The following is a 13,771-nucleotide window of genomic DNA, read 5'->3' as shown; positions in this document are numbered from 1 at the left end:
TCTGGCTGACCACTTAGGAGACACGCCCTAGACCGCCCGCCGCTGGTTGAGGAGGGCGTCCTGCGCCCGTCTCGAAACCAGGACGCCTTGGTTTCGAGATGCTCGCTGCGCTCGCTCCTCAACCAGCGGCGCTGTCATCGCTAGAGTCCCCGCATGCCCGGCCCTCTACCCCGCAGCGTGCGCTTCGGGTACGCCACGGGATCGGTCGCGACCGGCGCGTTCGGCACCGTGCCCGGCCTGATGCTGCTGCCGTTCCTGACGGACTCGCTCGGGATCGCGGCGATCTGGGCCGGCTGCATCGTCTTCGCGCCCAAGGCCTGGGACGTGGTGCTCAACCCGGTCGCCGGGCGGATCAGCGACCGCACCATCGACCCGCGCGGCTCGCGCCGCCCGTGGCTGCTGCGCGGTGGCATCTCCCTCGCGGTGCTGTTCGCGCTGCTGTTCGCGGGACCGGACGTCGGATCCCGCTGGGTGGACGCGGCCTGGGTGCTGGTCTGCTTCCTCGGCTGCGCCACGGCGTACGCGTTCTTCCAGGTGCCCTACGTCGCGATGCCGGCCGAGATCACCGACTCCTACGACGAGCGGACCCGGCTGATGTCCTGGCGGGTCGCGATCCTGGCGTTCACGATCATGCTCGCCGGCGCCACCGCCCCGCTGATCAGGGACGCGGTCGGCGGTCGCGACGGCTACCGGGTGATGGGCGTCGCGATGGCGGTGATCATCCTGGCCGGTGTGATCGGGGCGTACGCCGGCACCCGCTCGGCGCCGCACCTCGAGGTCCAGCCGGGCGCCGGGACGCTGCGCGACCAGCTCCGGATCGTCGGCGGCGCCCGTGACTTCCGGCTGCTGCTGACCACGTTCGTGCTGCAGGCCCTGGCCACCGGCTGCATGCTCGCGGGCGTCGACTACCTGGCCGGCGACGTCCTCGGGCGCTCGGGCGCGGCCACGATCCTGTTCGTCTGCTTCGTCGGGCCGGCGCTGCTGCTCACCCCGCTGTGGGCGCGGTTCGGAACCCGGGTCGGCAAGAAGCAGGGGTACGTCGTCGCCTCGCTCGTGCTGGCCACCGGCGCGGTGGGCACGCTGGCCGCACGCGAGGCCCCGGCCTGGGTGGTGTTCGTCGCGACCGGCCTGATCGGCGTCGGCTACGCGGGGGCGCAGGTGTTCCCGATGGCGATGCTGCCGGACGCGGCGGCGGCCGACGCCCGCCGTACCGGCGAGAACCGGGCCGGGGTCTTCACCGGCGTCTGGACCGCGGGCGAGACGCTCGGGCTGGCGCTCGGACCCGGACTGTTCGCGCTGCTGCTCGCGGTCGGCGGCTACCGCTCGTCGACCGACGGCGACGCGGTGCAGCCGGACTCCGCGCTGAACGCGATCGTGCTCGGCTTCTCGGTGGTCCCCGCCGTCCTGGTGCTGGGGTCGTTGTGGTGGCTGGCGCGGTACTCCCTGACCGCGAAGGAGCTCGAGGAGGTTTCCGGATGACCGACGTGCTGGCCCGGCTGCGGGACTTGCAGGCGGGTGACCTGCCGGTGCACGGCGGGCGCACGCTCGCCTACGTCTACGACTCGGGGCTGGCGGAGGTGGACGACATCGGGCGCGCGGCCGTGGCGGCGTACGCCGGGTCGAACGGGCTGGACCCGACCGCGTTCCCGTCGCTGCTGACGATGGAGAACGAGCTGGTCGGCTTCGCGTGCGGGCTGCTCGACGCGCCGCGGACGGCGGTCGGGACGGTCACGTCGGGCGGCACCGAGTCGGTGCTGCTGGCGGTGCAGGCAGCCCGCGACGCGCACCCCGAGATCACCGCGCCGCGCATGGTGATCCCGTCCACGGCGCACGCCGCGTTCCACAAGGCCGCGCACTACTTCGGGGTCGGGGCGGTCGTGGTGCCGGTCGGGCCGGACTTCCGGGCCGACGCCGCCGCGATGGCCGCGGCGATCGACGACCGCACGGTGCTGGTGGCCGTCAGCGCTCCGTCGTACGCGCACGGCGTGGTGGACCCGGTCACCGAGGTCGCCGCCGCGGCCGCCGCCCGTGGCGTGCGCTGCCACGTCGACGCGTGCATCGGCGGCTGGGTGCTGCCGTACGCCGCGCGGCTCGGCCGGCCGGTGCCGACGTGGACGTTCGCGGTCGAGGGCGTCACCAGCATCTCTGTCGACCTGCACAAGTACGCCTACGCACCCAAGGGCACCTCGCTGCTGCTGCACCGCACCCCGGCGCTGCGGAAGCCGCAGTTCTTCGCGAGCGCCGCCTGGCCGGGCTACACGATGCTCAACGCGACCATGCAGTCCACGAAGTCGGGCGGCCCGCTCGCCGCGGCGTGGGCGGTGGTCCAGGAGATCGGCGACGACGGGTACGCCGCGCTGGCCGGGCGGGTCTTCGAGGCCGTCGACCGCATCGTGGCCGGCATCGGCGGCCCGCTCCGCGTCGTCGTACCGCCGGACTCGACGCTCGTCGCGCTCGCCACCGACGACTCGTGCGACCCGTTCACGGTGTGCGACGAGATGGCGGCGCGCGGGTGGTACGTCCAGCCCCAGATGTCGTACGCCGGCGCCCCCGCCACGATCCACCTCTCGGTCAGCGCGGCCACGCTGGACGTGGTCGACGACTTCCTGACCGCGCTCGGCGCCTCCGTGCAGGCGGCGGTCGAAGCCGGCCCGGTGACCGTCGACGACGAGGTGGTGGCGTTCATCGAGGCGCTCGACCCGGCCGCGCTCTCCGACGAGGACTTCGATGGGCTGCTCGCCGCCAGCGGGCTGCTCGGCGACGCCGCGTCGACGGGAGCCGGGCTCGTGCTGCCGGACCGGATGGCCGAGGTCAACGCCCTGCTCGACGTCGCCTCCCCCGCGATGCGCGAGGCCCTGCTCACCGCGTTCCTCGACCGGCTCTCCCGGCCCGCACGCTGACCGGCCCGACCGTCCGGAGTGGTGGGCAGACCGTCCGCAATGGGCGATGGTTTCGAGACGCTCGAAACCACCTCGCTCAGGCGAGGTGCCAGTCGACGGGCTTGCCGCCCTGCTCCTCGAGCAGCCGGTTCACCCGACTGAAGGGCCGCGAGCCGAAGAAGCCGCGGGAGGCGGACAGCGGGGACGGGTGCGCGGACTCGACCGACGGCACCTGGCCGAGCATCGGTTTGAGCGACTGGGCGTCGCAGCCCCAGAGGATCGCGGCGAGCGGGCCACCGCGCCGTACCAACGACGTGATCGCGCACTCGGTGACCTCCTCCCAGCCATGGCCCCGGTGCGACGCCGGCTCGCCGGGGCGGACCGTGAGCACCCTGTTCAGCAGCATCACGCCCTGGTCGGCCCACGCGGTGAGGTCGCCGTGCGCGACCGGAGCGATGCCGAGGTCGGTGCTCAGCTCCTGGTAGATGTTCGTGAGGCTCCGCGGGATCGGGCGTACGTCGCGCGCCACGGAGAAGCTGAGCCCGACCGGGTGGCCGGGCGTGGGGTACGGGTCCTGCCCGACCACGAGCACCCGTACGTCGGCCAGGGGCCGCTGGAACGCGCGCAGCACGTGGTCACCGGCGGGGAGGTAGCCCCGGCCGGCCGCGATCTCCTCCCGGAGGAACCCGCCCATCGCGGCGATCCGCCCGTCGACGGGGGCCAGCGCCTCGGCCCAGTCGGGGGCGACGAGGCCCTTCTCCACGAGTCCCGCCAGCGCGCCCATGGCGCCCGAGGATAGCGACGTCCCGCCCCAGCCCCGGATACTCCCAAACGAACCGGTCCCGAATCCGGCCGATCGACCCCTCATACGTTTGGGACTACCTGGAATAAAGTTGAAGGATCAACTATTGTGGAGGGCATGAACACTCGCATGCCGGCCCTGTACATCGGCCACGGCGCTCCGCCGCTGCTCGACGACCCGCTCTGGTCGGGCCAGCTGGCGACGTGGGCGCAGGACCTCCCCCGCCCGACCGCGGTGCTGATCGTGAGCGCGCACTGGGAGTCCGCACCGGTCAGCCTGTCGGCGTCCGCCGCACCGCTGGTCTACGACTTCGGGGGGTTCGCGCCGAGGTACTACCGGATGACCTACGCGACGCCCGACGCCACGGCGCTGGCGCAGCGGGTCGCGGCGATGATGCCGGACGGCGAGCCGGTCCACCAGCACGCCAGCCGCGGACTCGACCACGGCGCCTGGGTGCCGCTCAAGATCATGTACCCCGACGCCGACATCCCGGTCCTCCAGATGTCGCTGCCCACCCAGGACCCCTACAAGCTGCTCAGGCTGGGCGAGCGGCTCCGCCCGCTGCGCGACGAGGGCGTGCTGATCATCGGCTCCGGCTTCCTCACCCACGGCCTCCCGTTCCTCACCGAGTTCCGGATCGAGGCCAAGGCCCCGGGCTGGTCGACCGAGTTCGACGCCTGGGCCGCGGACGCGCTGGCCCGGGGCGACGTCGACGAGCTCGCGGCGTACCGCTCGAAGGCGCCGGGGATGCCCTACGCGCACCCGACCGTCGAGCACTACACGCCGCTGTTCATCACCCTCGGCGCGGCCACCGCCGCGGACACCCCGGGCGACCAGAAGGTCGACGGGTTCTGGATGGGCCTCTCGAAGCGGTCGCTGCAGGTCGCCTGAGGCCACGCCGTACGGTGCCCCGCGGACGTCGTGCGAGACTGCCGGGCGTGAAGGTCCTCAGCATCCAGTCCTCGGTCGCCTACGGCCACGTCGGCAACTCCGCCGCGGTGTTCCCGCTGCAGCGGCTCGGCGTCGAGGTGTGGCCGGTGTACACGGTGCACTTCTCCAACCACACCGGGTACGGCGCGTGGCGCGGGCCGCTGCTCGCCGCCGACGACGTGCGGGACGTGATCACGGGGATCGAGGAACGCGGGGTGCTCGACCAGGTCGACGCGGTGCTGTCGGGCTACCAGGGCGGCGAGGACATCGGCGACGTCATCCTCGACGCGGTCGCGCGGGTGAAGTCGGCCAACCCGGCGGCGACGTACACCTGCGACCCGGTGATGGGCAACGCGAAGTCGGGCTGCTTCGTCAACCCCGCGATCCCGCCGCTGCTGCGCGAGCGGGTGGTCCCGCAGGCCGACCTGATCACCCCGAACCAGTTCGAGCTCGGCTTCCTCACCGGCACCGAGCCGCGGTCCCTGGACGAGACGCTGGCCTCCGCCGACCTGGCCCGCGCGATGGGCCCGCGCACCATCCTGGTCACCAGCGTCGAGCGGCCGGACGCGCCCGAGAACACCCTCGAGATGATGGCCGTCGACGACGACGGCGCCTGGATCGTGCAGACGCCGCGACTGCCGCTGAAGGCGAACGGCTCCGGCGACGTGACCGCGGCCCTGTTCACCGCGCACCGGCACGCGACCGGCTCCAGCGCGGAGGCCCTCGGCCGCACCGTCAGCAGCGTCTTCGACCTGCTGCAGAACACCCACGACTCCGGCGAGCGCGAGCTGCAGCTGGTGGAGTCGCAGGAGACGTTCGCCGCGCCGCGGATGCAGTTCGACGTCACCCAGGTCAGCTGAGCCCTGCGAAGTAGCCGTAGGGGCCGGGCGGGACGCCCTGGGCACGAGGCCGCTCGTAGTAGCGGCCGTACAGCAGCGCGGCCAGCTCGCTGCGGCTCGTCACGTCGGCCTTGCGGTAGACCTGCTTCAGGTGGTCGCCCAGCGTGGCCTCCGAGACCCCCACTGCCGAGGCGATCATCCGGCGGGACAGGCCCTGCAGCAGGCTCTCGGTGACCTGCCGCTCGCGTGCCGTGAACCCGAGCCCCTCCATGATCAGCGGCGCCAGCTCGACGGGCCGCGGCCGCTCGAGGACCACCGCCACGTCGTCCAGGCCCTTGGCCGGCGACCCGTGCAGCGTCACCACCCCCTCAGGCCCGGTCACGGTGACCGAGGCCGAGCCCTCCATCCGGGTCGCGACCGCGAGGCTCGTGAGCACCACCGGGACCTGCTCCGGCGCCAGCGCGGCGAGCAGCTCCTCGGCTGCGGCCGAGCTCGTCACCACCTCGCCCCCTGGCGTCACCAGCAGTGACCCCGGCGGGGACGCGACCACCCGGGCGTCGCAGACGGCCCGCAGCAGCGCCCGTCGTACGGCGGCGCCCACGAGGTCGGCCGCACCGGCCGCGGTCGCCACGTCCTCCGGCGTGAACGCGCCGGGCTCGTGGCGGTAGAGGATCGCGGTCGCCCACGGCCGCCGGTCGACCTCGAGCAGGATCCGCAGCTCGTCCCGGATGCCCAACGGCGACAGCAGCTCGGCGTACCTCTGCACCCGCCGCGGGTCGTCCACGTCCACGGCGAGCCCGGCGGCGGTGCGCCCCGCGCGGCCCAGGGCCCAGAAGGTGTTCGGTGCGTCGTCGGCCCACTCGAGCTGGAACAGCCGTCGCTCGCGCACCGCCTCCGCCTGCGCGTCCCGGGAGGCTCCGAGCAACCCGTGCAGCCCACAGCTGGTGCTCAACGTGGTGGTCGGGTCGACGGTGCTCCAGACGCCGGACTGCGCACGGACTGCGTCGGCCAGCACCACGTGTGCGGCCGCCATCGTGTCCTCGAGGGTGTCCGCCTCCGCCAGTCCGGCGACCAGCCGGTCACGGATCCTGCGGCTGCGGGTCGGCACACCCCGACGGTACGGCACCCGGACGGACACCCCCGGAACCGGGGATGTCGGGTGCCCCTCGACCCGGGTCATCGTCGGAGCATGACGAACACGACCATCCAGACCACCGTCCCCCGCGTGCTGACCCGGCGGGACGCCCGCCGGGCGGACTTCCCCGACCCCGCGCTGCCGACGATCGACGTGCGGGTGGATGCCGCCGACCGCGCGGGCTTCTCGCTCCTCGAGTACGCCGTGCCCGCGGGCTTCACCCCGCCGCCGACGCTGCACCGTCACACGCAAGAGGGGGCGGTTCTCTACCTGCTGGAGGGCGAGCTGCACTACTGGTTCGAGGACGGCGACCACCGGGTCGGCCCCGGTGACGTCGTGCACCTGCCCGCGGGCGCCTGGTTCCGTTGGGCCAACGAGTCCGACCACCCCGCCCGGATGCTGGCGATGTTCTCGCCGGCCGGGTTCGAGGAGTTCTTCGTGGACCTGGTGGCCGCGACCACCACCTCGGGTGGGGACCGCGTCGCCCTGGGGCGGGTGATCGGGCAGCTACGGGCGGCGTACGGCGACGAGGACCACCCGGGTCAGGCCTGACGCTTCCCCCGCATGTCGCGCGTTGCGGCTGCCGGTGGGGCCGGCGGGCCGCCGGACCGTGGGACACGCGCGGGACGTGCGGCCGCCGCAGCCAGCGCGCCCGGGCACTGGCCGGTGCTGCCCGCGGGGCACCAGCGGAGCGCGGGCCACGAGCGGGCGATCACGACACCGCCCCGATCAGGGAGCCGGTGACAGGATTCGAACCCGCGACATCTTCTTTACAAGAGAAGCGCTCTACCAACTGAGCTACACCGGCGACGCCGCGTGCGCGGCGGGCACATCGTAGTGCCGCAGCCTGGACCTCCCCGAATCGCTTCACCTCACGCCGCCCCCGCTCCGAGGAACCCGTCCAGCGAGCGGGCGATTCCCGCGGCGTCCAGGCCGTGCGCCCGGACGTGGTCCTCGGCGGTGCCGTAGCGTCGCAGCTCCTCTCGCCGTACGCCGAGTGCCAGCAGGCGGTGCGGCACGTCGCGGAGCGCGTCGGCCACCACGTGTGCGGAGGTCCCGACCAGCCACGGCTCGACCAGCACCACCTCGGGTGCCGCGAGCACGGACCGCAGGGTGCGGGCGTCGAACGGACGGACCCCGTGGGCGTAGAGCACGGTGACGTCCCGCCCCTCGGTGGCGGCCAGCACCTCGTCGAGGACCGGCCCGAGGGCGATGACCGTGGCCCCGGCCCCTCGGCGTACGACGTGGAAGCCCTCGCCGGCATGGGCGACCGCGTTGGTCTGGCCCACCACGCGCACGTAGTGCAACCCGTCGGAGGCGACCGCCCGCCGCAGGACCACGTCGACCTCGCGCGAGTTCGACGGCGCGTGGACGTGCACCCCGGGCAGCGTGTCCATGAGCGCGACGTCGCCGGGGACCTGGTGGGTGCGGCCGCCCGACGCGATGTCGAAGGAGCCGCCGGACCCGACCAGCACGCCGCCGACGTCCTGGTGGCCGAACCCGAGCTTGACCTGCTCGAAGGACCGCTCGACCAGGAAGGAGCCGAAGGTGTGGACGATCGGCCGCATCCCGGTCAGTGCCAGCCCGGCGCCGACGTTGACCAGCAGCTGCTCGCGGATGCCGACGTTGATCACGCGGTCGGGGTGGCGGCGCTCGACGTCGCCCCAGAACTGGCCGGAGATCTCGGCGTACACCAGCGCGACGGAGAGGTCGGTCTCGACCAGGTCGGCGGCGGTGCGGGCGAACTGGATGCGGGGGTTCATCGCTTCTCCTCCACCACGGCGACCACGGCGTTCGGGCGGCCGGGTCGGGCGGCGAGCGCGGACTCGAGCTCGTCGTGGTCCCGGCCGTCGACGGTCACCGTGTGCCAGCCCTCGGTGGTGAACCGTTCGGCGATCCGCCCGGGCACGGCGTACGACGACGAGCCGTTGTCGACGACCACGACGGTGAGGTTGGACAGGGCGAGTGCGGCTGCGAGCTCGAGCGCCTCGTGGTTGCTGCCCTCGTCGAGCTCGGCGTCGCCGACGAGAACGACGACGCGTGCTGGCAGGCCCTGGGCGCGCAGGCCGAGCGCGGTGCCGACCGCGAGCGGCAGGCCGTGGCCGAGCGACCCGCTGGAGATCTCGACGCCCGGCACCAGGTTGCGGTCCGGGTGGTGGCCCAGCGGCGAGTCCCACGACCCCCAGTCCTCGAGCCACGCCTCGGGCAGGTACCCCCGGTCGACCAGCACCGCGTAGTAGGCCATCGGCCCGTGCCCCTTGGAGAGGTAGAAGCGGTCGCGCGCAGCGTCGCCGGCCCGGTCGGGGCTGACGTCGAGCACCCGTTCGTAGAGCACCCGGACCACGTCGAGGGTCGAGGTGGCCGCCGCCGTGTGCTTCTCGTCCCCGGTCATGAGGGACATGAGCCGGTGCAGCTCGGCGGCCCGGTCGCCGCGGTCGGCGGCTCCGTCCGGGCCGGTCATGCGCTCGTCGATGATCGTCATGCGCACGATCATGGAACTTGAAGTTCGCTTGAAGTCAAGGGATAGTGGAGGCATGTTGACGATCGGGCAGCTGTCGGAGCGCTCCGGGGTGGCGACCTCCGCCATCCGCTTCTACGAGTCACGCGGGCTGCTCGAGTCCGAGCGCACCACCGGCAACCAGCGCCGCTACGCCCAGGCCACGCTCCGCCGGGTCGCGTTCATCCGGGCCGCCCAGCGGGTCGGCCTCACCCTCGACGAGATCGCCGACGCGATGGCCACGCTGCCCCGCGGGCGCACCCCGACCAAGGCCGACTGGGGCCGGCTCAGCTCCTCGTGGCGGTCCCGCCTCGACCAGCAGATCCACCGGATCGAGAAGCTCCGCGACAACCTCGACGGGTGCATCGGCTGCGGCTGCCTCAGCCTCCAGAAGTGCCGGCTCTACAACCCCGACGACGCGCTCGCCGAGGAAGGCCCGGGCCCGGTCCGCCTCGAGCCCTGACCCGAGCCCTGACGCGCGCACTGACCCGCGACCTGACACGACCGGCCCCCGCCCGGCCGCACTCGCCATAATGAGCGCCATGGCGCTCCACTTCGTGGCGACCCGACCCGATCCCGCGCTCTTCCCCATGCCCTGGGACACACCCCTGGAGGAGTGGGACGAGCGCTACCTCGTGCCGCTCCCGCGCGGCCTGTCCCGACACATCGTCCGCATCATCCGGACCGGCCCCGGCGGCACGACGTACGTCGCCAAGGAGACGCAGGCCGAGATGGCGCACCGGGAGTACCGCGTGCTGCGCGAGCTCGGCCGGCTCGGGCTCCCCGTCGTGGTGCCGCAGTGCGTGGTGACCGGCCGCGAGACCTCCGGGGGCGACGAGCTGCCGGCGATGCTGGTGACCCGGCACCTGCAGTACTCCATGCCCTACCGCTGGCTGTTCTCCCACGGCCTGGACTCCGCGAAGCTGCCGGCACTGATCGACGCGCTGGTGGTGCTGCTGGTCCGCCTGCACCTGGCCAACTTCTTCTGGGGCGACGTCTCCCTGTCCAACGTCCTGTTCCGGCGCAGCGCCGGCGAGTTCGCGGCGTACCTCGTGGATGCCGAGACCGGAGAGCTGCGACCGACGATGTCGGAACAGATGCGGGAGTACGACCTCACCATCGCCTACGAGAACGTCTTCGCCGAGATGCTCGACCTGCTCGAGAGCGGCGACGTCCATGCCTCGGTCGACCCGCACGACGTGATCGAGCGGCTGCAGGAGCAGTACGCCGCGCTGTGGACCGAGCTGACCAGCGAGGAGGAGTTCGGGAGCACCGAGATGTGGCGGGTCGAGCAGCGGATCCAGCGGCTCAACGACCTCGGCTTCGACGTCGACGAGATCGAGATGGACTCCACCGACGCCGGCGACCGGATGCTGCTGCGGCCCAAGGTGGTCGAGCTCGGCCACCACTCCCGCGAGCTGCAGGGCCTGACCGGCCTGTCGGTCGAGGAGAACCAGGCCCGGCGGCTGCTCAACGACCTCGCGGCGTTCACCCACCACTTCGGGATGCAGGACGAGGAGCCGACGGTCACTGCCAGCCGCTGGATGACCAAGGTGTACGAGCCGATCATGGCGATGGTGCCCTCCGAGCTGCGCGGCAAGCTGGAGCCGGCCGAGATCTTCCACGAGATCCTCGACCACCGGTGGTACCTCTCCGAGCGGGCCGGCCGCGAGATCGGCATCTTCGACAGCGCGCGCGACTACATCGCGAACGTGCTGCCGGAGAAGCCGCGGGTGGTGCCTGCCTGACGCCGGGACCCGCCGTACGACGGGTGCGGGGGGTTCAGCGCAGCAGGTCGCGGCCGATCACCATGCGCTGGATCTGGTTGGTGCCCTCGAAGATCTGGGTGACCTTGGCGTCGCGGAACAGCCGCTCGACGGGGTACTCGCGGGTGTAGCCGTTGCCGCCGAGCACCTGCACCGCGTCGGTGGTGACCCGCATCGCGGCGTCGGTCGCGGTCAGCTTCGCGATGCTGGCCTGGCGGCTGAACGGGCGGCCGGCGTCCTTGAGCCGGGCCGCGAGGAGGTACGTCGCGCGGGCCCGCTCGACCTCGGCGGCCATGTCGGCGAGCAGGAACTGCATCCCCTGGAAGTCACCGATCGAGCGTCCGAACTGCTGCCGCTCCCCGGCGTACGTGACCGCGTGCGCCAGCGCCGCCTGGGCGATGCCGGTGGCGCAGGCGGCGATGCCGAGCCGGCCGGCGTCCAGCGCGCCGAGGGCGTAGCGCATGCCCGCGCCCTCCTCGCCGATCAGCTGCCCGGCCGGGATCCGGGCGTCCTCGAAGATCACCTGGGTGGTGACGTCGCAGGCCAGGCCCATCTTCTTCTCGGGAGCGCCGAACGACATGCCCGGGGTGTCGGCCGGGACCAGGAACGCCGAGAGACCGCGCTTGGCGTCGTCGGAGGTGCGGGCGAAGAGGATGTAGTAGTCGGCGCAGGAGCCGTTGCTGATCCACTGCTTGGTGCCGTTGACGACGTAGTGGTCGCCGTCCCTGACCGCCCGGGTGCGGATCCCGCTGACGTCCGAGCCGGCCTGCGGCTCGCTCAGGCAGTAGGCACCTAGCCAGTCGCCGGACAGCAGCCGCGGCAGCCACTGCTCGCGCATCGCGTCGGCCGCGTTGGTGGCGACCACGTTGGCGGTGAGGCTGTGCACGCTGGTGCCGACGCCGACGCTCGGCCAGGCGGTGGCGATCTCCTCGATGACCTGGAGGTAGACCTCGTACGGCTGGCCGCCGCCACCCTGCTCCTCGTCGAACGGAAGCGAGAGCAGGCCGCTGCGGCCGAGCAGGCGGTACGCCGCTTCGGGGAACTCCGACTTCTCCTCCATCGCGGGCACCTGCGGAGCGAGCTCCCTGGTGCAGATCTCGCGGGTGAGGGCGAGCAGTGCCTCCGCGTCCTCGCTGGGGAGCAGACGGTCAACGGTCGTGGTCACGATCGTCCATCCTGTCAGTCGAAGTGCAGGGGCAGCCAATCGCCGACCTCGAAGACGCCGTTGGTCTGGAGGGTCACCGGCTGCAGCCCGACGGGGCGTCCGTCGCGGTAGGTCACGAGGGTCACCTCGGCCGGTCGGCGCAGCTTGGACCCGACGGCGAGGGCGTACGCCGCGCCACCCGTCGTACCGTTCGTGTAGGTGTAGCCGCGGCGCGCGTCGAGGCCGCGGACCGGGTTCGGGCCGACCTGCACGTGCACGTGGCCGGAGAGCGCGATGTCGACGCAGCCGCGGCGCAGTGCCTCGGTCGCCATGTCGGAGTCGTGCACGAGGAGCGTGTTGACGCGCACGTCGGACTCGCAGGCGACGTCCGCGATCTTCGACGCCAGCTCGTCGATGGAGAGCCCGGGCTCGTCGCGCCAGTTTCCGAGCCCGCTGGAGCGAGGGTCGTTGAAGGCCAACAGGCGGCCGCCGCCGGGGCCCTCCACGACCTCGCCGGTGCCCACGGTCCAGCCGAGGTCCTCGAGGTAGGCCTCGACGAAGCTGCCGTGGTCGTGGTTGCCGAGCACTGAGAACCGCTGGTCGTAGTCGCGGAACGCCTTGTCCAGCGAGTCCAGGCTGAACGCCTCCCACGCCTGGCCGGTGGAGGTGTCGTCGCCGGCGTTGAGGATCGCGGTCGCACCCGCCTTGTCGGCGATCGCCCGGGCCACCGGGTCCATGCCGATGTTGTCGTGCCGGTCGGAGACCATCAGCGCGACGGTCTCGCCCTCCGCCGGCTGGCGCAGGTCGAGGTTCTCGGTGGCCAGCGCGGCCGCGGCGTAGAACTGCTTGCTCCGCCGGAACGTGTCGATGGCGCTGAGCACCAGCCGCTTCGTCTCGTACGTCGTGGAGTTGACCGAGACCTGGACCTGCTGCGCCTCCCGGGGCACGGTGACCTCGGGGACGTAGTCGGGCAGCGACTGCCAGTCCGTGGTGTCGGCCAGCATCGGGTCGCGGGACTCCCACGGCTGGGAGACCAGCACCGCCGCGAGCACCAGCGCCAGGCCCACGCCGAGCAGCACCCCCGTGGGATGGCGGGGGTCCAGCCTGCCGACCAGCTCGCGGCGCCGCCGCTTGCCGACCGCGACCCAGACCAGGATCGGTACGGCCCCGAGGACCGCGCCGCGGAGCGCCGCGTCGTACGCCATCCGCCTGACCAGCCGCTCCACGCGCTCGACCTGGGCGTCGGGCTGGCTGGCGATGAACGCGTAGCGCTCGACGAGGCCCTCGGCCGAGGTGGTCTCGGTCTTGCCGAGCGTGATGTCGACGCCGACCGGTCCCGACACCGGCGCCCGCACGTCGGGCAGGAACGGGCCGGTGTGCAGCGTCGCGTAGTGGTCGGTGGTCGGCCGCACCACCGAGTCGTGGCTGGCCACGGTGGTGGTCGCCGACGAGGTGAAGAACAGGACCAGCGCGATCGGGACCGCGAACGCCAGCCACGCGACGGCGTACGCGCAGGCGACGAGGGCCCGCCGCCGGGTGATCCGGGCGCGCACCCACCCACCGGCCTGCCGGGTGGCCCGCGCACCGTTCCCGGCGGCCCGTCCAGCGCCCCGCGCCCCACGCCCCGCGGCCCGTGCGGCCGCGCTCGACCGGCTGGCGCGAGAAGCCCGTGACTCCTCCGCCGTCTCCGCCCGCTGGCCCGTGTCCGTCACGTCATCGACCCTAACCACCGCTCGTCGCGGTCCCCCGAATTCTCCGCCGAAGTGCCCCGTCTTGATG

The 13,771-nt window shown here is 72.7% G+C and carries 13 protein-coding genes and 1 tRNA gene; 7 read left to right on the top strand and 7 right to left on the bottom strand.

Annotated features, from left to right (window positions below; all coding sequences use genetic code 11):
* Positions 1-153: 153 nt before the first annotated feature.
* Together EKO23_RS13545 and EKO23_RS13540 are read left to right on the top strand one after the other, a co-directional pair.
* Entirely contained in the window at positions 154-1,479 is a 1,326-nt protein-coding gene (locus tag EKO23_RS13545) for an MFS transporter (protein WP_134718148.1), read from the top strand.
* Entirely contained in the window at positions 1,476-2,900 is a 1,425-nt protein-coding gene (locus tag EKO23_RS13540; RefSeq protein ID WP_134718146.1) for a pyridoxal phosphate-dependent decarboxylase family protein, read from the top strand. Before EKO23_RS13545 ends, EKO23_RS13540 begins: the two co-directional genes overlap by 4 nt.
* A gap of 76 nt (positions 2,901-2,976) precedes the next feature.
* On the opposite strand, the gene EKO23_RS13535 is transcribed toward EKO23_RS13540, so the two are convergent.
* Entirely contained in the window at positions 2,977-3,663 is a 687-nt protein-coding gene (locus tag EKO23_RS13535) for a uracil-DNA glycosylase (protein ID WP_134718144.1), read from the bottom strand.
* Between the two features lie 135 nt (positions 3,664-3,798).
* On the opposite strand from EKO23_RS13535, the gene EKO23_RS13530 reads away from it, so the two are divergent.
* Together EKO23_RS13530 and pdxY are read left to right on the top strand one after the other, a co-directional pair.
* Positions 3,799-4,572, top strand: a complete 774-nt coding sequence (locus tag EKO23_RS13530; RefSeq protein ID WP_134718142.1) for a dioxygenase family protein — start codon at positions 3,799-3,801, stop codon at positions 4,570-4,572.
* 47 nt (positions 4,573-4,619) lie between these two features.
* Complete coding sequence (pdxY, locus tag EKO23_RS13525) at positions 4,620-5,471, top strand: pyridoxal kinase PdxY (RefSeq protein WP_134718140.1); 852 nt, start codon at positions 4,620-4,622, stop codon at positions 5,469-5,471.
* On the opposite strand, the gene EKO23_RS13520 is transcribed toward pdxY, so the two are convergent.
* On the bottom strand, positions 5,464-6,558 hold the full coding sequence (locus tag EKO23_RS13520; RefSeq protein ID WP_134718138.1) for a helix-turn-helix transcriptional regulator: 1,095 nt from the start codon (positions 6,556-6,558) through the stop codon (positions 5,464-5,466). The two genes, pdxY and EKO23_RS13520, sit on opposite strands and share 8 nt — an antisense overlap.
* Before the next feature lie 81 nt (positions 6,559-6,639).
* Between EKO23_RS13520 and EKO23_RS13515 the strand changes: the two genes are divergently transcribed.
* Positions 6,640-7,137, top strand: coding sequence for a cupin domain-containing protein (locus EKO23_RS13515; protein ID WP_134718136.1), 498 nt, complete (start codon positions 6,640-6,642; stop codon positions 7,135-7,137).
* Positions 7,138-7,320: 183 nt separating this feature from the next.
* On the opposite strand, the gene EKO23_RS13510 is transcribed toward EKO23_RS13515, so the two are convergent.
* The 3 genes from EKO23_RS13510 to EKO23_RS13500 form a co-directional block, all read right to left on the bottom strand.
* Positions 7,321-7,393, bottom strand: a tRNA-Thr gene (locus tag EKO23_RS13510).
* Between the two features lie 64 nt (positions 7,394-7,457).
* Positions 7,458-8,348: a transketolase family protein gene (locus tag EKO23_RS13505; RefSeq protein WP_134718134.1), complete on the bottom strand. Its 891-nt coding sequence runs from the start codon at positions 8,346-8,348 to the stop codon at positions 7,458-7,460.
* Positions 8,345-9,067, bottom strand: coding sequence for a thiamine pyrophosphate-dependent enzyme (locus EKO23_RS13500; protein ID WP_217702615.1), 723 nt, complete (start codon positions 9,065-9,067; stop codon positions 8,345-8,347). Before EKO23_RS13500 ends, EKO23_RS13505 begins: the two co-directional genes overlap by 4 nt.
* A 52-nt stretch (positions 9,068-9,119) precedes the next feature.
* On the opposite strand from EKO23_RS13500, the gene soxR reads away from it, so the two are divergent.
* Positions 9,120-9,545: a redox-sensitive transcriptional activator SoxR gene (gene soxR / locus EKO23_RS13495; protein WP_134718132.1), complete on the top strand. Its 426-nt coding sequence runs from the start codon at positions 9,120-9,122 to the stop codon at positions 9,543-9,545.
* Between the two features lie 79 nt (positions 9,546-9,624).
* Positions 9,625-10,830: a DUF4032 domain-containing protein gene (locus tag EKO23_RS13490; protein WP_134718130.1), complete on the top strand. Its 1,206-nt coding sequence runs from the start codon at positions 9,625-9,627 to the stop codon at positions 10,828-10,830.
* A 34-nt stretch (positions 10,831-10,864) separates the two neighbouring features.
* Here the strand turns inward: EKO23_RS13490 and EKO23_RS13485 are convergent, their stop codons facing one another.
* Positions 10,865-12,013 carry an acyl-CoA dehydrogenase family protein gene (locus EKO23_RS13485; RefSeq protein WP_134718128.1) on the bottom strand — a complete coding sequence of 383 codons (1,149 nt, stop codon included), beginning with the start codon at positions 12,011-12,013 and terminating at the stop codon, positions 10,865-10,867.
* A 14-nt stretch (positions 12,014-12,027) separates the two neighbouring features.
* Entirely contained in the window at positions 12,028-13,704 is a 1,677-nt protein-coding gene (locus EKO23_RS13480) for a metallophosphoesterase (RefSeq protein ID WP_246051072.1), read from the bottom strand.
* Between the last annotated feature and the right edge of the window lie 67 nt (positions 13,705-13,771).

This window comes from Nocardioides guangzhouensis, from assembly GCF_004519545.1.
Taxonomy (GTDB): Bacteria; Actinomycetota; Actinomycetes; order Propionibacteriales; family Nocardioidaceae; genus Nocardioides; species Nocardioides guangzhouensis.
This window is presented reverse-complemented; position numbering and strand designations above follow the sequence as displayed.